Below are 17,309 nucleotides of genomic sequence, written 5' to 3'. Positions count from 1 at the left end.
TCCTTATCCGCAGGGTACCCGAGGCGGAGGAGGACCCGATGGGCCGGGTTCCGGAGGACAGCACGCGGCCGCGGTCGCGCGTCGGCCGGTGGACGGACGGCCTGGGCAACGTGCTGCTGGCGGTCGCCCTGGCGGCCGTGCTGTTCGCGGCGTACTCGCTCTGGTGGACGGACCTCGTCGCCGACCGGCAGGCCGACCGGGCCGGAGACCGGCTGCGGCAGGGCTGGGCCTCGCCCGGCACCTCCGGTGCGCCCGTCCCGGACCGCATCGGCCAGGACCTCGGCTTCCTGCACATCCCCGCGATGCGGCCGGACCCGGTGGTGATCAAGGTGGGGACCGGCCCCGCCGTCCTGGACCAGGGCGTCGCCGGCGTCTACCGGGAGCCCCGTGCGGCGATGCCCTGGGACCCGTCGGGCAACTTCGCGCTGGCCGCCCACCGCGACGGCCACGGGGCGAAGTTCCACGACCTCGACGCCGTCGGCGTCGGCGCCCCGATCGTGGTCGAGACCCGCGACCACTGGTACGTCTACCGGGTGGACGGCGTCCTGCCGGAGACGCCGCCCGACAACATCGGCATCGTCGAGCCCGTCCCCGCCGGATCCCCCTACCGCGCGCCGGGCCGCTACATCACGCTGACGACCTGCACCCCCGTCTACACCTCGCTGTACCGGATGGCGGTCTGGGGCAGCCTGGTCCGGGTCGAGGCGATGGACGCGGCCCGCACCCCGCCCGCCGAACTGCAGGGCGCGGCGCCGTCGGCCGTCTCCACCACCACCCCGGCCGGGGCCTGAGCCCGCCCGCTATCGTGGCCGCTTCGAGGGGAGGCGGACCGTGGAGTTCAAGGACGTCGAGTTCGAGGACGTGGAGTTCGAGGACCGGGTGCTGGCCGAGGCGATCGGCTCGATCGGCGGGCGAGGCGCGGCATTCGTGGCCAGGCGGCTGCCGAAGAACGTCCACGAGATCGGCCTCCGGCTCCCGCTGGGCCTCGCCCGCGCCGAGGCCCGGGTGACCGGCCTCCTGGCCCGGATCGGCCACCGGGTCGCACCGCGGCGCGGAGAGCGAGCCGCCGAGCGCGTCGCCGGGCGGCGCACGATCCGGGTGATGACCGGCGGGGGAGCGTGGAACATGAACCCCGTCCTGGTCACCGCCGTCCTCACCGCGGAAGGCCCGGAGGAGACCCTCCTCCACCTGCGGGCCGCCGCCAAGGAAGGGCTGATCAGACAGCGGGCCGGAGAGAAGACCGCCCACCGCGTCGCGGCGCTGCTCACCGACTGAGACACGCCCTTCCGGAACGGTGCAGCAACGCTGCGACTGGCCCCTGATCGGTGCCGACCGCGAGGGTCGCAGTGTGACAGCCGTACGCGAGCACCCCCTAGCCCCACCCCCCGCCGAGCGCATCCCGACGCCGTCCCGCGAGGACCACCGGGACCTCGGCGGTCCTCGTGACCTCGGCCGCCCTCGCGACCTCGGTGACGTGCTGCCGCGCGTCGCGCGCGGCGACGAGCGGGCGTTCGGCGAGCTGTACGAGGCGGTGGCCGGACCGGTGCTCGGCCTGGCCCGCCGGGTGCTGCGGGACCCGGCACAGGCCGAGGAGGTGGCACAGGAGGTACTGCTGGAGGTCTGGCGCACCGCCGCCCGCTACCGGCCGGAGCGCGGCGGCGTGCTGCCCTGGGTGCTGACCATCGCCCACCGCCGCGCCGTCGACCGGGTCCGGGCTTCGCAGGCGGCCGCCGACCGCGACCGGCGGGCCGCCGCGGCCTCGCCGGCCCCGCCGTTCGACGAGGTCTCCGAAGCCGTGGAACGCCGCCTCGACCGCGACCGGGTCCGGCACTGCCTGCGCGCCCTCACCGCACTGCAGCGCCAGTCGATCGCCCTCGCCTACTACGGCGGCTACTCGCAGTCGCAGATCGCCGAACTCCTCGGCGCCCCCCTCGGCACCGTCAAGACCCGCATGCGCGACGGCCTGATCCGGATGCGGGACACCCTCGCCGTCCGGGAATGACCGGGCCCGGGCATCAGGACGAGTGAGCGGCACGTTCGCTCAGGTACGCCTCCAACGCGGCGGCGCCGGTGAGCATCGCCCGCGCGCGGGCGGACAGCCGGCCGTGCCAGTCGCGCAGCGCCGCCTCCAGGGGTTCCACCCCGCCGGCCGCGCGGACTTCGCCGATCAGCGGCGCAATCTGCTCCAACAGGTAACCACCACGCCTGAGTTGGTGAGCCAGAAGGGCGTCGCGCACAGCGGCGTCGTCGTAGACGCGGTACCCCGTCGACGGGTCGCGGCGCGGGTGCACCAGCCCGGCCCGCTCCCACTTGCGCAGCGTCGCCGGCCGGATCCCCAATCGCCTCGCCAGCGGCCCGATGAACATGCCGCCCAGGCCGGACACCGCACTTGAGCCGGACACCGCACCCGGGCCGGGTGCGGCACCGGCCTCCAGGCTGCGGAGCGCGTCCTCCACGGCCCGCAGGGTCCGCCGGTCGTCGAGGAGCCGGGCGTGGCTCTCGTCGATCTGACGGAACGCCTCCTCCTCGGCGTCCTCGTTCACCGCCCGCATGATCGACGCCGCCGTCCGGTGGCCGTGGCCGGGCAGCAGTGCGAGAAACGCGCCCAGGGCCCCGACGTGCAACGCGGTGTAGGTGCGGTAGCCGTGGGGTGTGCGACCGGCCGGCGGCAGGATGCCCGCCTCCTCGTAGTTCCTGACCGCCTGGGTGGACAGACCGTGCCGACGCGCCAGATCGACCGGCCTGAGCCGATCACCGCCTTGAAGGTTTCGTCCCACGACCCCGCCGAATCCGCCGGAAAGTTTCCACCGAAGGTTCAAAGATAGCGTTGAAGGCATGGTCACCGACATCACGGACACCGCCCACGCCGTCGACGCCGCCGCCGTCATGCGGCTGCTCCCCACCCGGCCGCGGCTGCTCGCCCTGGGCGAGCCCACCCACGGCGAGGACACCCTGCTCGACGTCCGCAACGAACTCTTCCGACAGCTCGTCGAGCAGGACGGCTACCGGACGATCGCACTCGAGAGCGACTGCATGACGGGCCTGCTCGTCGACGACTACGTCACCACCGGCACGGGCACCCTCGACGACACCATGGAGCGCGGCTTCAGCCACGGATTCGGCGAATCCCCGGCCAACCGCGAACTCGTGCGCTGGATGCGCGACTTCAACACGGACCGACCCGCCACCGACCGGCTCCGGTTCGCCGGCTTCGACGGCCCGCTGGAGATCACCGGTGCCGCAAGCCCCCGGCAGGCGCTCACCGCGCTCCACGGGTACCTCGCGGCCCGGGTGGCCGCGGACCTGCTGCCCTGCACCGCCGAGGCACTCGACCGCCTGCTCGGCGCGGACGACCCGTGGACCGATCCCGGCGCGATGTGGGCCCCGACGAAGTCCGTCGGGCAGTCGGCCGCGGCGAGGGAGCTGCGGCTGATCGCCGACGACCTCGTGGCCCTCCTGGACGCGCAGACGCCGCACCTGATCGCGGCAACCTCGCGGGAGGACTGGGACAGGGCGCGGCTCCACGGCCGCACCGCCACCGGCCTGCTGCGCTACCACTTCTGGATGGCCGACACCTCGTCGAGCCGGCTGGCGCGGCTGGTCGGCCTGCGGGACGGCATGATGGCCGACAACCTCCTCGCGATCGCCGCCCGCGGCCCGGCACTCGTGCACGCCCACAACGGCCACCTCCAGCGGCACAGGAGCAGCATGCGGATGGGCGACCTGCCGCTGGAGTGGTGGAGCGCCGGCGCACTCGTCAGCGCCCACCTGGGCGAGGAGTACACCTTCCTGGCCACGGCCCTCGGCACCATCCGGCACCGGGGGGTCGACACCCCGCCGCCGGACACCCTCGAAGGTCTCCTCTACACACTCCCCGAGCAGCGCCGACTCGTCGACGCCCGCCGGCTGGCCGCCCTCCTCGGCGAGGCCCCGCCCGCCCCCCGCGTCTCCCCGTACTTCGGCTACGCCCCCCTCGACCCGGCCCATCTCGCCGACCACGACGGGATCGTCTTCGTCAAGGACCTCCCGGAGGCCTAGCTATCGCCGGCAGTTCGGTGCGCAAGCGCTGCGAGCCGTGTGCACCGGCCCGGTTCGCGATGCTGGACGGAGGTGGGCCACCGGCGGAGCGAAGGACTGCCGCGACCGCCGGGCGGCCCCGACCGAGCGCGAGGAGGAGAGTCATGGCTTGCGCCGCACCCGTCCGAGCCTCCCGCCGCCGCGCCGCATGGTGAGCGCCACGGGCGTGCGCGGCGGCCCGGCACCCGCCGGAGCTTCCGTGCCCCTGCCCGGAGCCGATTCCGCTCCGCCGCTCGCAGGGGCCAGCCTCACCACCGGGGGAGTGGCCCGTCGGCTCGGCGTCTCGCCGACCACGGTCCGCTCCTGGGAGCGGCGGTACGGCATCGGACCGGCCCTGCGCGAAACCGGCCACCACCGCCGCTGGAGCCCGCAGGACGTCACCGTCCTCGAGGCCATGCGCCGACTGACCGCGCGCGGCGTACCACCCGGGGAGGCGGCGCGGCTGGCCCTCGACACCGCCCGGACCGGACCCCCACAGCCTCCCGGCACCCCGTACCGCGACGGCCGCGACCCGTTCGACCCCGGCACCGCCTCGCCGGCCGGCCCGGTCCGCCCGGAGTGCCGCGGCCTCACCCGCGCCGCCGTCCGCCTCGACACCGTCGAGGTCGCACTGATCCTCCGTCAGGTGGTCGACGAGATGGGGGTGGTGGCCGCCTGGACGGAGGTCATGATGCCCGCGCTGCGCGCGGCCGGACGCAAGTGGGCCGGCGAGGGCGAACGGTACGTCGAGGTCGAGCACCTGCTGTCCTGGCACGTCTCCACCGCACTGCGACGGGTCGCCGACCGCCCAGAACCGCCCCGGTCGGGCCCGCCCGCGCTGCTCGTCGGCATGCCGGCCGAACTGCACACCCTCCCGCTGGAGGCGGTCGCCGCCGGGCTGGCCGAACGCGGCCTGCCCTACCGGATGTTCGGCGCCGCGGTGCCGGCCGAGGCGCTGCTGGAGGCGGTCCGCAGGACCGGGCCGGCCGCGGTGATGATCTGGTCCCAGGCCAAGCACACCGCCGACCGGGTACTGGCCCGGCGGACCGCCGAGACCGCCTGGGGCGGCCGCGGGTCCCGCTCCCGCCCGGTCGTCCTGACCGCCGGCCCGGGCTGGGCCGGCCGCCAACCCGGCACCGGCATCCTGCGGCCGCGCGACCTGCCCGGCGCCCTCGACCGGATCGAGCACCTGCTCACCTGAGGCGCCGCGCCGTCCCCGCCGTCCGCCGGGCCGCGCGCCTGCACGCCCGGTGCGGCCTTCGGAGATGTGCGCGGTGTCGCCTCGAACGGCGTTGTCACGGTCTCGCGGTCCGCCCGTGAGAACTCGCGCCGGGGGTGCGCCACCACAGGGCCGGCCGCGTCCACCGCCGTCGTCCAGCGTCCAGCGTCCGGCGCCCCGGTCAGTCGTGCGGGACGACCGCGACCGGGGCCTGTGCGTGGTGCAGCACCGCATGGGCGACCGGGCCGAGCTGCATGCCGATCCGGTGGCGGCGGCGCCGCCGGCCGACGACCACAAGTGCCGCGTCCGCAGCGGCGTCCACGACCGCCTCCGCTCCACCCGCGATCCGGCAGTCCTCGACGACGGCCACCTCGGGGTACTTCTCCCGCCAGCCGGTCAGGGCCTCGCGCAACAGCTCCGCCTCGATCGCCCCGAACTGCTCCGCCTCGACCTGGGGGGTGATCACGCCCGCGTAGCCCCACACCGGCGGCGGGGTCCACCCGTGCACCGCGCGCAGCACCGACCCGCGCCGGGAGGCCTCGCGGAAGGCGAAGTCGAGCACGTCGGGCGCCGACGACCGGGAGTCGACCCCGACCACCACGGCCGTCCCCTCCGGGCCCGGCCGGTGCGCCCCGGTGGACCGGACCAGGACGGTCGGCGCCTCGGAGCGCGCGGCGAGGGCCAGGCCGACCGAGCCCACCACCAGCCCGGCGAACCCGCCGAGCCCGCGGGACCCGGCCACCAGCAGCTCTGCCGAGGCAGCGGCCTCGACCAGCACCTCGATCGGGTCGCCGCCGCCGATCAGGTCGGCCCGGACCTCCAGCGCCGGGTGCGCCGTGCGGACCTCGGTGCGGGCGTCGGCCAGCATGCCCAGCGTCAGGCCGCGGACGTCCGCGGGCTGCCCGGCGCCGGCGTGGACGTCGTCCAGCCAGGTCTGCGCGTGCACGAGGCGCAGCGGCAGCTCCCGGCGGGCGGCTTCCTCGGCCGCCCACCGGGCCGCCGCGGTGCTCTCCGGCGAGCCGTCGATCCCGGCAAGAACGTACTGGGGCATGGCAATTCCTCTCGGAGGTGACCTGCGCGGCAGGGGCGCAGGACCATCCTCGGCACCGCGGTCGTCGCGTCACCAGGACCGGCCGGTACCGCACGGAGGGCCGAAGGTCCCTGGCCGCCCAGACGGCCAGCCGCGGCGTGCGCGGTGCGGTCAGGCCCCGAGGGCGGCCTTCACCGTGTCGGCGAGCGGGGTGGTCGGGCGGCCGATGAGGGTGGAGAGCACGCCGCGGTCGCGGTCGAGTTCGCCGCGGCGGATGGCCGCGTCGACGTCGACCAGGACGGCCGCGAAGCCCGCGGGCAGGCCGGCGCCGACCAGGGCGTCCAGGTGCTCCTGCGGGGCGACGTCCAGGTACGCGACCGGGCGGCCGGACTGGGCGGCGAGTTCGGCCGCGTACTCGGCGAGGTTCCAGGAGGTGTCGCCGCTCAGCTCGTACGCGCGGTTCTCGTGGCCCGCGCCGGTGAGGACGGCGACGGCGGCGGCCGCGTAGTCGGCGCGGGAGGCGGTGGCGATCCGGCCGTCGCCGCTGCTGCCGACGACGCTGCCGCGCTCGACGGCCCCGGCCGCACCGGCGGTGTAGTTCTCGGTGTACCAGCCGTTCCGCAGGAGGGTGTACGGCAGGCCGGAGGCGAGGATCGCGGCCTCGGTCGCCCGGTGCTCGGCGGCGAGGTCGAAGGTGGCCTCGTCGCCGCCCAGCACGCCGGTGTAGACGAGGCGGGCGACCCCGGCCGACACGGCGGCGTCGATCACGGCGGTGTGCTGCGGCACCCGGGATCCGACCTCGCTGCCGGAGACCAGCAGCACCGTCTCGCCGGCGCGGAAGGCGCCGTCGAGGGTCTCCGGGCGGCTGTAGTCGGCCTCACGGACCTCGACGCCGCGTGCCGCCCACGTGGCGGCCTTCTCCGGCGAGCGGACGGCCACCGCCAGGTCCTGTGCGGGCACCTGCTCCAGCAGTCCTTCGACGATCAGGCGGCCGAGCTGTCCGGTGGCTCCGGTGACGACGATCACGATGCGCTCCCTCGGGTGGTTTCGACTTCAACCACCACCGTAGGGGCAGCACTAACCGTTCGAAAGTACCCACTTTGAAGTACGGTACTGATATGAAGGTGAGTACCCAGCTCGAATCCGTCCCCGCCCCCCTCCTCGGCGACGTCACCGACCGGATGTGCCCCTCGCGCGGAGTCCTGGAGCACGTCACCAGCCGCTGGGGCGTCCTGGTGCTGATCGCCCTCCGCGAGCGGGGCTACCGCTTCAGCGAGCTGCGGCGGGCGGTGGCCGGTGTGAGCGAGAAGATGCTGGCGCAGACCCTCCAGACCCTCGAACGGGACGGCTTCGTGCACCGCGAGGCCCACCCCGTCATCCCGCCCCGGGTCGACTACAGCCTCACCCCGCTCGGTGAGCAGGCCGCCGACCTGGTCGGCGGCCTCGCCCACTGGGTCGAGCGCTCCCTCCCCGCGGTGGACGCCGCCCGCCGCTCCTACGACAGCCGCTGACGGCGCCCACGGATCCGGGGCGTCAGCGCCGGAACAGCCGGACCAGGGTGTCCCACCAGCCGAGCCGCTGACGCGGAACGGCCGGCCCGGCGGGATCGGACACCGGCCCGGCGGCGGGCGGCGCGGCAGGTGCCGCCTGGGGCGCAGGCGCTGCCGGGGCGGCGGGCGCTGCCGGAGTGACGGGCGCGGGCGTGGCAGGCGGGGTGGCCGGGGTGACCGGCGGGGCGGTGGTGCCGGGCGCGGTGTCCGCCGTGGCCGTCCGCGGGGAGAAGCTCACCGGCAGCTCGACCAGGTGCCGGGAGATCCAGGCCGAGGTCCAGGTCAACTCCTGCTCGGGGACGGCGAGTCGGAGGTCCGGCAGCCGGGTGAGCAGGATGTCGATACCGGTCTCCGCGATGGCCCGGCCGATGTCCTGGCCGGGGCACTCGTGCGGGCCGCTGCCGAAGGCCAGGTGGGAGCGGTTGCCGAAGAGCGGCGTGGACAGGTCCGGCCGGACGGCCGGGTCGGCGTTGCCGGCGGCGAGGCCGAGCAGCAGCATGTCGCCGGCCTTGATCCGCTGCCCGCCGAGCTCGGTGTCGCCGGTGGCCCAGCGGCCGGCCACCAGCATCATCGGCGGGGAGTCCCAGAGCACCTGGTCCAGCGCGTCGGGCAGGGTCATCTGACCGCCGGACAGGTGGGCCCGGAACCGCCGGTCGGTGAGGACCATCTTCAGCCCGTCCGCGATCAGGTTGACGGTCGTCTCGTTCGCGGCCAGCAGCACCACCCGCAGGTGCTCCATCACCTCGTCGTCGGTGAGACCCGCTTCGTGCTGCATCAGCCAGGTCACCAGGTCGGCACCGGGGGAGACCCGCTTGCGCTCCATCATCCGGCGCAGCGAGTCCACCACGTACTCGTTGCTGGCGATCGCCGTCTCGGTGCCCTTCATGAGGTCCCGGGCGGCTTCGACCAGCCGTGGGCCGTACTCCTCGGGCATGCCGACGAGCTGCGTCATCACCAGCATCGGCAGGTGCTCGGCGAACTGGGAGATCAGCTCGGCGTGGCCGGACGGGCCGAACTCCTCGATCAGCTGGTCGGCGAAGCGGGTGACGTAGCGGCGGATGCCGCGCCGGTCGAAGCGGTTCAGGCCGTCGGTGACCGCGCCGCGCAGCCGCCGGTGCTCCTCGCCGTCGGCGAAGACGCAGAGCGGCTGCCAGGCGACCACCGGCATCAGCGGGGAGTCCGCGGTGACCAGGCCGTTCTGGAACGCCGTCCAGCGGCGCGAGTCCCGGGAGAACCGGGAGGGCGTGCGCATCGCGGCGAGGTTCGCGGAGTGGCCGAGGACCAGCCACGCCGGGATGTCGCCGTGCAGCAGCACCGGCGCCACCTCGCCGTGCTCGGCGCGCAGCTTCTCGTACAGGCCGGCCGGGTCGGCCTCGGCCTCGGGACCGTAGAGACGGCGCAGGCCGTCGGGTCCGAGACCGTGGGCGGGGCAGCCGGGCGGCGGTGTCGGTGCGGAGTGCTCGGGGAACGGAGTGGTCACGGTGTCTCCGGAATCGGCGTGGGGGCAGGGTCGTCAAGGCGATCGGGGTCGGTGGAGGGCGTCGTGAACGGTCGTCAGGTCGGGTCGTCAGGTCGGGTCGTCAGGTCCGGTCTTCAGGCGGGGCGGCGGGCGGCCGGGTCACCGTGCCGCCGCGGCCGAGAGGCCGTACAGGTAGCGCATCAGCGTCAGCAGGACGTCCCGGCTGGACTCGCGGGAACGGGCGTCGCAGGCGACGATCGGCACCTCGGCGGGCAGGTCCAGGGCGGCCCGCAGCTCCTCGGTCGGGTAACCGGGGGATTCCGGAAAGGAGTTGACGGCGACGACGAACGGAACGCAGCGGTCCTCCAGCCGTCCGATGACGTCGAAGCTGACCTCCAGCCGGCGGGTGTCGACCAGGACGACAGCACCGAGCGCGCCCTCGAACAGCCCGTTCCAGAGGAACCAGAACCGCTCCTGCCCGGGGGTGCCGAAGACGTAGAGCACCAGTTCGTCGGTGATGCTGATCCGGCCGAAGTCCATCGCGACGGTGGTCTCGGTCTTGCGCTCGACCCCGGCGATGTCGTCGACGTCCGCACCGGCCTGCGTCATCGTCTCCTCGGTGGTGAGCGGTCGGATCTCGCTCACCGACCCGACGAGGGTCGTCTTGCCGACGCCGAACCCGCCGACGATCACCACCTTGACCGCCATGGTGGCCGAGTCGGGGAGCAGGTCCGCCCGCTCCGGCCCCGCAATGGTGTCAGAGCCTCTGAAGTCCATGGATCACCGCCTCCAGCAGGGCACGCTCGGGAAGGATCGCCTGCGGGACGGGGGAGCGCGCCTCGATCCGTCCCTCGGCGAGGAGGTCCGCCAGCAGCACGGTGACCGCGCTGGTCGGCAGCCGCAGGTAGGCGGAGATCTCGGCCACGGAGAGTGGCGATCCGCAGATCCGCAGGATCGCCGCGTGCTCCGGCTGCATCGTGGGCGCCGGTTCGGAGCGGGAGACGATCAGGGTGACCAGGTCGAACGTGGCCTGTTCGGCCAGGCCGCTGCGGCCTCGCGTGATCACATAGAGACGTTCGGGGATGCCCTCGTCCCAATCCTGGTCGCCTGCACTCATGCGACCTGCTCGCCGTTGCGCGGCGGTGTACTGAGATGCTCACCGATCCGGGCGACCAGGTCCCGCATCCGCTGGCCCATCAGGCCAGCGTCTACGCCCTCGTCGGCGAGCACGGCGAGGTAGGCCCGGGCGCCGGCCGACATCAGGTAGAAGAAGCCGCCGCTGACCTCGATCACGACCAGCCGCATCCGGCCGTCGCCGTGCGGGAACTCGTGCCCCACCGCGGTGGCCAGGCTCTGCAGACCGGCGCAGGCGGCGGCCAGGCGGTCCGCGGTGTCCGGGTCGGTACCGTACTGCGCCATCCGCAGGCCGTCCGCGGACAGCACGATGATGTGGCGGGTGTGCGGGACGCTGTTCGCCAGCTCCTTGAGCATCCAGTCCATGTTGCTGCGCTGCTGCATCACTGCTCGCCCTTCCCTGCCGACTCTTCACTGGTGTGGTCCCCCGCACCGGTGGACGGCGCGTGGCCGTTCACCCCCTCGTGGAACGCGGCCAGCCACATGCCGGGCTGCACCGGTGCCTGGGCCGGCTCGGGGACCGGGGAGACCTCCACCGGGCCCGGCCGGGAGGACCTGGCGTGGCGGCGGCGCTGCGGGAGCCCGTTCGGGGACCGCTCGATCACCGCCGGAAACTCGTTCGCCGTCCGGTTCGAGTCCGCGAGGACCCCGCCGGCCGAACCGAAGGAGGACCCGGCGGAGAACGCGCCCGCCGTGGTCTGCCCGTGGGGCCGCGGCCCGGTGGCGGGCTGCGGGAAGGCACCCGTGAGCGGCCGCAGGCCGGCGGCGGCGCCGATGCCGTGCGCCCTGCCGGTGGCGGGCGCCGTGGTGATGAGTTCCTGCGGCACGATCAGCACGGCGCGGACACCGCCGTACGCGGAGGGGCGCAGCGAGACCTGGAACCCGTACGCCCGGGAGAGGCGGCCGACCACGGCCAGGCCGAGCCGGGGGGTCTCGCCGAGGTCGTTGAGGTCGATGCCGGCCTGCGCCTCGCGGAGCATCCGCTCGGCACGTGCGCGGCCCTCCTCGCTGAGGCTCAGACCGCCGTCCTCGATCTCGATCGCTATCCCGGCCTGCACCTCGGCGGCGGACAGGTGCACCCTGGTGTGCGGCGGCGAGTACCGGGTGGCGTTGTCCAGCAGTTCGGCGAGCGCGTGGATGAGCGGTTCGACGGCCGGGCCGACGACGGCGACCTCGGAGACCGGGTGCAGCTCCACCCGCCGGTAGTCGAGGATCCGCGAGATGCCGCCGCGCAGCACGCTGTACAGCGGCACGGCCCGGCTCCACTGGCGGCCGGGCCGGGCGCCGCCGAGCACGGCGATGCTGTCGGCGAGACGGCCGATCAGCGCGTTGCCGTGGTCCAGCAGCAGCAGGTCGTCGAGGACGGCCGGGTCGTTGCCGTGCTTGTCCTCCATGGAGCGCAGGTCCTGGGCCTGCCGGTGGACGATCGCCTGGACCCGGCGGGCGATGTTCACGAACGCCCGCTGGGCGGACTCGCGCATGCCCTCCTCGTTGTCGACGGCGTCCAGCACGGTGCGCAGCACGGCCTGTCGGGCGGCCCGGAAGTCGGTGGCCTCGCCGGTGTCCTGGGACTCGTAGGCCTTCAGTACGTCCTCGGGGAACTCGCCGCGCTGCAGCCGGGCCACCGCCTCGGGCAGGGCGACCCTGGCCAGTTGGACGGCCTCGGCCTCCTGCCGGGCCAGCCGGCTGCGCAGTTCGTCCTCGCGCCGGGCGAACTGCTCGCGCGCGGCCGCCAGCGCGCGCCCCCGCCGGGCCGCCTCGGCGGCCACCACGGCCACCGCCGCCGTGCCCGCCAGCCCGCACCAGACGACTCCCGCGCGGGCGCCGGCGGAGACCACCGCAACGGCGACGACCGCGGCCGCAGCCGTCACCACCGTGGGCAGGAGCCATCCGAGGGCAGGAGCGGAGACCCGGTTGGCGGGAGACGATCCAGCATGAAGCATCGGCATCCTCAAGCGATCGAGCGAGCAGGGGGGACGGACGGGTGGGCGGGCCCTCCGGAGGCGTGGGGCTGCGTCTCGGCACGCGGCGCGGCTCCCGCGTCCACCGCGGTGACCTGGTGCAACGGCGGTGCAGCGGTGGTGCAACGGTGGTGTGGCGGCCGGGCCGGAAGAAGCATAGCCGGTTTCAGGACATATCTGACACTCACTCAAAAACACTGCTGTACAGGTGATTTAGCGCAATCTTGTGGGACATGCCAGGTATTCGCACGCCTGTCGGAGGCAGGCGAAGGGCGGGCCGTCGGCTCGTCGGTCGCTGTCGCCAACCAGACTTGCCGCACCGGGAGTTGTCATGCCGGGGTCCGGCGCCGGATTCGCTCGTGCGAGCGGATTCTGGCGGGATCGCCGCAACGAATGCGGATCGTGTGGTAGGGCGTGATCCACGGGGCGGACGGACAGGGGACCGGCGGGAGTCGCGGCCTTCCCGCTACTCCCGCTCGACTTGCCCGACGAGTTGTTGAGTTTCAGTGGTGGGCCGGGCCGTCAGTCGGCCCCGGTCGACCACTTCAGCTCGATCTCCAACTCGATCTCGCCCTCGCCCGCCTCCACCTCCAGCTCGGTGTGCAGCTCGTCGGGTATGCGCAGCGTCAGCACCCCGGGGCCGAGCTCCAACTCCGCCGAACCGCCGTGCCGCAGCGCGGCCGCCAGCGCCTCCAGCTGCGCCGCGGCCTCGATCCGCGACAGCGAGCGCTTCTGCTCGAACTTGAGATCCTTCACGGACGCCTCCGCTCGGTCGAGCCGTTGACGGGTGTGTGGGACCGGATCGGTACGCCGTTGCTGCGCAGCACGTCCCGGACGTCCAGGATCAGCGGGAACACCTCGTGGTTGCGGTCGCCGCCCTGCTCGTCCCAGGCCCGCTGCTCGGCCTCGACGGCCGTCCTGTCCTGGGCGAACACCCGCTCGGTGAACCGCCGGATGAACGGCCAGGCCAGGTGGAGCGCCCCGGGGACGGGCGGCTTGGCGATCATCAGCAGCCCGTAGGCGTGGTTGGTGCGCTGCTCGGCGTCCTCCGGCACGTAGGCCGCCCAGAGCGAGAAGGCGGGGAGCTCGGCACTCTCCGGGACGTCGTGCAGGGTCTGGTAGGGGTACCCGGTGCGGATGGTGATGACGTCCGGGCTCTGCTTGCCGCCGAACCCCTCGGCGGACAGCAGGCCCGCGCCGCGGTCCTTCCTGCCTCCGGCCGGCACGAAGAGGTAGCGCGCCTCCACGGAGTCCGGGCCGCTCTCGTAGCCGAGCAGCTCGGGCTGGATCCTGCCCAGCACGCCTCGGTGCAGGAACTGGTGGTTCATGTCCAGCAGGTTCTCGTGCATGAACGAGTAGTGGCACCGCACCGTGCGCGAGAACGTCATCGTGCGGTGCGCGGGCGAGTCGTACTCCGGCAGCACCGGGAACGGCGCCCAATCGGCCTTCGCCGGATCGCCGGGGAAGACGAACACCAGGCCGTACGCCTCCCGCACCGGGAACGACCGCACCCCGCGCGGCGGCCGCTCGCAGCCCTTCGGAAGGTAGGGGATCTGCGAGATGTGCCCGTTCCCGCGGTAGGCCCAGGCGTGGTAGCAGCAGCGCAGGATCTCGTCCTCCACCACGCCCATGCTCAGCGGTACCTGGCGGTGCGCGCAGCGGTCCTCCAGGGCGTAGACCCGGCCGCTGCGGCCGCGGTACAGGGCGATCCGCTCGCCGGCGAACACCGCGGGGAAGGTGCGCTGCTTCGCGATCTTCCGTGACAGGGCCACCGGGTACCAGAAGTCCGGGTTGATGCCGACGCGCCGAAGGTCGGCGACGGCCTCGCGGCGGTCGCCCTCCGGCCGTGCCGGGAACCGAGAGGTGCCGTCGGTGACATGCCGGTCGGTTCCGGGGCGGGCCTCGGTCATGTACTGCTCCCTTGCGCTCGGGCCGGGAGGGCGCACCCGCGGGACTGCGGTGTCCGGGAGGGTGCGCGCGACCGGCCGGCGTGCTCGGTGCAGGGCCGTCCCGGTGCTGGTCCGCACGCCGCGGCGGCACTCCACCTTCCCACGGTCGCCGCAGCCCGGGACGACGGCAACCGCGCCGGCTGGCCGGCAGGCCTCGGCGCCGGTCCGGCCGGGCCCTCCGAAGTGGCGCGCCGAAGCGGGGCACCGAAGTGATGATCCGTCAGGAGTGCTCGACCGCCGACTTGATGCGGTCGCCGAAGGCGGGCGCGTCCTTGCGGGCGGCGTGGAGGGCGGGGCCGAGCAGGAGCTTGCCGAGGCCGTGGCCCTCGAGCTCGTTGAAGATCCGGACCCTGGTCCGGCCGTCCGGTAGCGGTTCGAGGTCGTAGCCGCCCTCGGCGGTGATGAGGTTCTTGCTCTGCTCCGCCCACCGGACGGTGCGCGGTGCCTCCAACCGGGTGATCCGGAACTCGCGGGACGACTTCATCCCGGCGTCCTTCACCGTGCTGCGGAAGACCGTGCCGATGGCGGTCGGGCCGTCCGGGGTCTTGCTGATCTCCTGGACCCGGGGGCTGAATTCGGGGTCGTGCCGGCCGTCCGCCAGGTAGGCGAAGACCTGTTCGACAGGGCGGTCGATCTCGACGGTCGCCTCGAACTGTCCGGACATGGCCGCTCCTCGCGGTGCGTGGGGGCATGGTACGGCCAGGATCCCAGAGGTCCCGTGCCCGTGCCTCCTTTGGGGCGAGGCGCTGCGGCGGCTTCGGGCGGGACCTCGTTCCCGGGCGGTGCCTCCGTCGGGGACGGGCCCGACGGAGGCACCGGGCACGGGCACTCAGCCGATCGCCGCCTCGTAGGCCCGCGCCTGCTCGGGGGTCAGCAGGTGGGACACCCGGACCACGACCACACCCGAGCGGTAGAGGTAGTCCGGCCTGGCAGCGCCGGACGACTGCTGCTCGCCGCCGATGTCCCGCACCCGTGCCTCGGCGTCCTCGGAGGTCGCGAAGACCTCGACCGTGCCGCCGTAGGAGACCGCGTCGCGCCGGTGGCCGACCGCGTCCTCCTTCGCCAGCGGGCTGCCCGACACCCGGGTGTCGTCGAAGGCCGTCTTGGAGACGTACTGGTGGGGCTGCCCGAGGCGGCGCTCCGGGTCGTCGGCGTCGGTGTAGGCGACGGTCAGCTTCACCGGCAGGCCGGTGGCGAGCAGCTGCTTGGTCACGGCGGTCGCATCGCCCACCGCCTTGGCGGGGCCGGAGACCGGAGCCGCCCCCGCGGTCACGGACGAGGCCGACGATCCCGGCTCGGCGCAGGCCGTGGCGGCGGCGAGGACGGCGGCGCAGACGAGTGCGGTGCGGGCAAATGTGGCGCAGACAAGGTTGGTGCGGGCGAGGGTGGTGGTACTCAGGCGCATGGGCTCCCCAGGGACGGGCGGGCTGAAGCGCCCCGACGCTACCGCTGCGCCGGGCCGCCGGGTCCGGCGTGTTGCGGAGCTGTGATCAGTCGGTGAGGTGATCAACACCACTCCGTGGCCCTGCAGTTGCGCACCTGCAGGGCCACGGGCCGACCGGCCGGGTGATCAGATCCGTGGTCAGGCGGCGGCGGCGACCGTCCGGGTGCGGCGGTACAGGTAGACGCCGGACACGCCGGCGGAGACCAGGGAGAGGCCGACCAGGCCGAGCAGCGCGGCCGAGGAGGCGGAGTCGGTGGCGAGCGAGGCCGGGGCCATCGCGAGGTCCGCGGGCGCGGCCGCCGCCGCGCCGTGGTCGTGGTAGGCCGCGGTGGACTTGGCAGCGTCGGCGGTGAGTTGCTGCTCGGTCGGGTTGCCGGGGGAGTGCGCGGTCGCGAGCGCGGCGGTCGCGGTGCCGCCGAAGGTGACGTCCGAGCAGCCGTAGAACGCCTCCGGACTGTCGGTGCGCTGCCAGACGAGGTACACCAGCTGGCGGCCGGTGCGGTTGGGCAGGGTGCCGGTGAAGGTGTAGTACCCGTTGGTGGCGGTCCGCCCGGTGGCGTACTGCGCGACCGGGCTGGCCAGGTCGAGGTCGGTCCACTTGAGCGGCTGGGTCGGGTTGTAGCCGGTCTTGGTGATGTAGAGCGTCATGACGCCCTGGTGCGGCGCGGTGACGCGGAAGTTGAAGGAGTTGGTGCCCGCGGTGACGGTGGTGGCAGGCCAGTCGGTGCGGGCCATGTCGAGCGCCTTGTACTTGTCGCGGTTGGCCGAGCACAGCTTGCCGTCCGGGATGATCTGCTGGCTGCGGCCGGCGGCGTCGGCGATGTTGACCTCGTTCCAGTCGTACAGCGGCTGGGTGCCGCTCATCGCTACCAGGTCCTTGCAGACCTGGGACTGCGGGTGCTCGGGGCCTTCGGCGTAGCAGGCCGCCACCCGGCTGGTGGGGCCGAAGAGCGAGCCGTGGGCACTCGCCGGACCGGCCGTGGCGGCCAGCGCTCCGGCCGTCAGCACGCCGGCGGCAAGGACTCTGCGGGTCCAGGACATGGTTCTCCTCGTACGGATTCGGGCCGGTTGTGGGGGAGAGGTGCGAACCCGGGGAGCCTGCGGGCGCGGCGATGCGGACCCGACGCACCGTCAGCCGCTCGGAGCCTACGATTGGCCTATACCAATTGGCAAGGGGTCGGTACGGCCTCGCAGTTGGGGCCGGCCGAGGCTCGGGTCCCCGTGGCGGCCAACCGCGAACGGCACGCGGTCGAATGCGGCATCAACCGCCTCAGGCGTCGCCGCGCGATACGACAAGCTTGCCGTCCGCTACGAGGCGGCCGTGCTGGTCGCAGCCCTCAACGAAGGGCTCTGACCGGCTAACCCGCCGTGACAAGACCCTCTGGATCTGACCTCTGAGGGCGATCTATAGCTGTACTGACCATGGAGGTTGGTGACGGGGTTCACGGTCTGGTGATCTTGAAATGAGTGAGGGCCTTCTGGCTCGGTGTGGATTGCGACATCTGCA

19 protein-coding genes are annotated in these 17,309 nt (G+C 73.7%); 6 read left to right on the top strand and 13 right to left on the bottom strand.

The genetic code is table 11. From position 1 onward, the window contains the following. Positions 1 to 38: 38 nt before the first annotated feature. From AB0P35_RS30805 to sigK, 3 genes are all read left to right on the top strand, one after another. Positions 39 to 791 carry a class E sortase gene (locus AB0P35_RS30805; protein WP_363517303.1) on the top strand — a complete coding sequence of 251 codons (753 nt, stop codon included), beginning with the start codon at positions 39 to 41 and terminating at the stop codon, positions 789 to 791. A gap of 40 nt (positions 792 to 831) precedes the next feature. Further along, positions 832 to 1,275 carry a hypothetical protein gene (locus AB0P35_RS30800; protein WP_363517300.1) on the top strand — a complete coding sequence of 148 codons (444 nt, stop codon included), beginning with the start codon at positions 832 to 834 and terminating at the stop codon, positions 1,273 to 1,275. Between the two features lie 73 nt (positions 1,276 to 1,348). After that, entirely contained in the window at positions 1,349 to 2,002 is a 654-nt protein-coding gene (gene sigK, locus AB0P35_RS30795; protein ID WP_363517297.1) for an ECF RNA polymerase sigma factor SigK, read from the top strand. Between the two features lie 13 nt (positions 2,003 to 2,015). On the opposite strand, the gene AB0P35_RS30790 is transcribed toward sigK, so the two are convergent. Next, positions 2,016 to 2,777, bottom strand: a complete 762-nt coding sequence (locus AB0P35_RS30790; protein ID WP_363517396.1) for a TioE family transcriptional regulator — start codon at positions 2,775 to 2,777, stop codon at positions 2,016 to 2,018. A gap of 58 nt (positions 2,778 to 2,835) precedes the next feature. Here AB0P35_RS30790 and AB0P35_RS30785 point away from each other — a divergent pair, with 58 nt between their 5' ends. Further along, complete coding sequence (locus AB0P35_RS30785) at positions 2,836 to 4,038, top strand: erythromycin esterase family protein (RefSeq protein WP_363517294.1); 1,203 nt, start codon at positions 2,836 to 2,838, stop codon at positions 4,036 to 4,038. 301 nt (positions 4,039 to 4,339) lie between these two features. Then, on the top strand, positions 4,340 to 5,257 hold the full coding sequence (locus tag AB0P35_RS30780) for a MerR family transcriptional regulator (protein ID WP_363517291.1): 918 nt from the start codon (positions 4,340 to 4,342) through the stop codon (positions 5,255 to 5,257). 199 nt (positions 5,258 to 5,456) lie between these two features. On the opposite strand, the gene AB0P35_RS30775 is transcribed toward AB0P35_RS30780, so the two are convergent. Then, the gene (locus AB0P35_RS30775; protein ID WP_363517288.1) at positions 5,457 to 6,326 is read right to left on the bottom strand and encodes a universal stress protein; all 870 of its coding nucleotides are present in this window, start codon (positions 6,324 to 6,326) and stop codon (positions 5,457 to 5,459) included. A 150-nt stretch (positions 6,327 to 6,476) separates the two neighbouring features. Continuing rightward, the gene (locus AB0P35_RS30770; protein ID WP_363517393.1) at positions 6,477 to 7,334 is read right to left on the bottom strand and encodes an SDR family oxidoreductase; all 858 of its coding nucleotides are present in this window, start codon (positions 7,332 to 7,334) and stop codon (positions 6,477 to 6,479) included. A gap of 152 nt (positions 7,335 to 7,486) precedes the next feature. On the opposite strand from AB0P35_RS30770, the gene AB0P35_RS30765 reads away from it, so the two are divergent. After that, entirely contained in the window at positions 7,487 to 7,816 is a 330-nt protein-coding gene (locus AB0P35_RS30765) for a helix-turn-helix domain-containing protein (RefSeq protein WP_363517390.1), read from the top strand. A gap of 22 nt (positions 7,817 to 7,838) precedes the next feature. Here the strand turns inward: AB0P35_RS30765 and AB0P35_RS30760 are convergent, their stop codons facing one another. The 10 genes from AB0P35_RS30760 to AB0P35_RS30715 form a co-directional block, all read right to left on the bottom strand. Beyond that, positions 7,839 to 9,335, bottom strand: a complete 1,497-nt coding sequence (locus tag AB0P35_RS30760; protein WP_363517285.1) for a cytochrome P450 — start codon at positions 9,333 to 9,335, stop codon at positions 7,839 to 7,841. A 138-nt stretch (positions 9,336 to 9,473) separates the two neighbouring features. Continuing rightward, the gene (locus AB0P35_RS30755) at positions 9,474 to 10,091 is read right to left on the bottom strand and encodes an ATP/GTP-binding protein (RefSeq protein WP_095871186.1); all 618 of its coding nucleotides are present in this window, start codon (positions 10,089 to 10,091) and stop codon (positions 9,474 to 9,476) included. After that, positions 10,072 to 10,431, bottom strand: coding sequence for a DUF742 domain-containing protein (locus AB0P35_RS30750; protein WP_095871185.1), 360 nt, complete (start codon positions 10,429 to 10,431; stop codon positions 10,072 to 10,074). The genes AB0P35_RS30755 and AB0P35_RS30750 overlap by 20 nt, the downstream gene beginning before the upstream one ends. Further along, positions 10,428 to 10,835 (bottom strand): roadblock/LC7 domain-containing protein, encoded by a 408-nt coding sequence (locus AB0P35_RS30745; RefSeq protein ID WP_095871184.1) that lies wholly within the window; start codon positions 10,833 to 10,835, stop codon positions 10,428 to 10,430. Before AB0P35_RS30745 ends, AB0P35_RS30750 begins: the two co-directional genes overlap by 4 nt. Next, on the bottom strand, positions 10,832 to 12,391 hold the full coding sequence (locus AB0P35_RS30740) for an ATP-binding protein (RefSeq protein WP_363517280.1): 1,560 nt from the start codon (positions 12,389 to 12,391) through the stop codon (positions 10,832 to 10,834). The genes AB0P35_RS30745 and AB0P35_RS30740 overlap by 4 nt, the downstream gene beginning before the upstream one ends. 540 nt (positions 12,392 to 12,931) lie before the next feature. Further along, positions 12,932 to 13,165, bottom strand: coding sequence for an amphi-Trp domain-containing protein (locus AB0P35_RS30735; RefSeq protein WP_363517277.1), 234 nt, complete (start codon positions 13,163 to 13,165; stop codon positions 12,932 to 12,934). After that, positions 13,162 to 14,319 carry an aromatic ring-hydroxylating dioxygenase subunit alpha gene (locus AB0P35_RS30730; RefSeq protein WP_363517274.1) on the bottom strand — a complete coding sequence of 386 codons (1,158 nt, stop codon included), beginning with the start codon at positions 14,317 to 14,319 and terminating at the stop codon, positions 13,162 to 13,164. The genes AB0P35_RS30735 and AB0P35_RS30730 overlap by 4 nt, the downstream gene beginning before the upstream one ends. 259 nt (positions 14,320 to 14,578) lie before the next feature. Next, a complete protein-coding gene (locus AB0P35_RS30725; protein ID WP_363517271.1) occupies positions 14,579 to 15,022 on the bottom strand; it encodes an SRPBCC family protein in 444 nt (147 codons plus the stop codon). A 165-nt stretch (positions 15,023 to 15,187) separates the two neighbouring features. Beyond that, positions 15,188 to 15,763 carry a hypothetical protein gene (locus AB0P35_RS30720; protein ID WP_363517268.1) on the bottom strand — a complete coding sequence of 192 codons (576 nt, stop codon included), beginning with the start codon at positions 15,761 to 15,763 and terminating at the stop codon, positions 15,188 to 15,190. A gap of 177 nt (positions 15,764 to 15,940) precedes the next feature. Next, entirely contained in the window at positions 15,941 to 16,843 is a 903-nt protein-coding gene (locus AB0P35_RS30715; RefSeq protein WP_363517265.1) for a lytic polysaccharide monooxygenase, read from the bottom strand. Positions 16,844 to 17,309 lie beyond the last annotated feature (466 nt).

The sequence above is a fragment of the Kitasatospora sp. NPDC085879 genome, from assembly GCF_040686255.1.
Classification (GTDB): domain Bacteria; phylum Actinomycetota; class Actinomycetes; order Streptomycetales; family Streptomycetaceae; genus Kitasatospora.
Note: the sequence above shows the minus strand (reverse complement) of the source record. Positions and strands in the feature narration are given on the sequence as shown.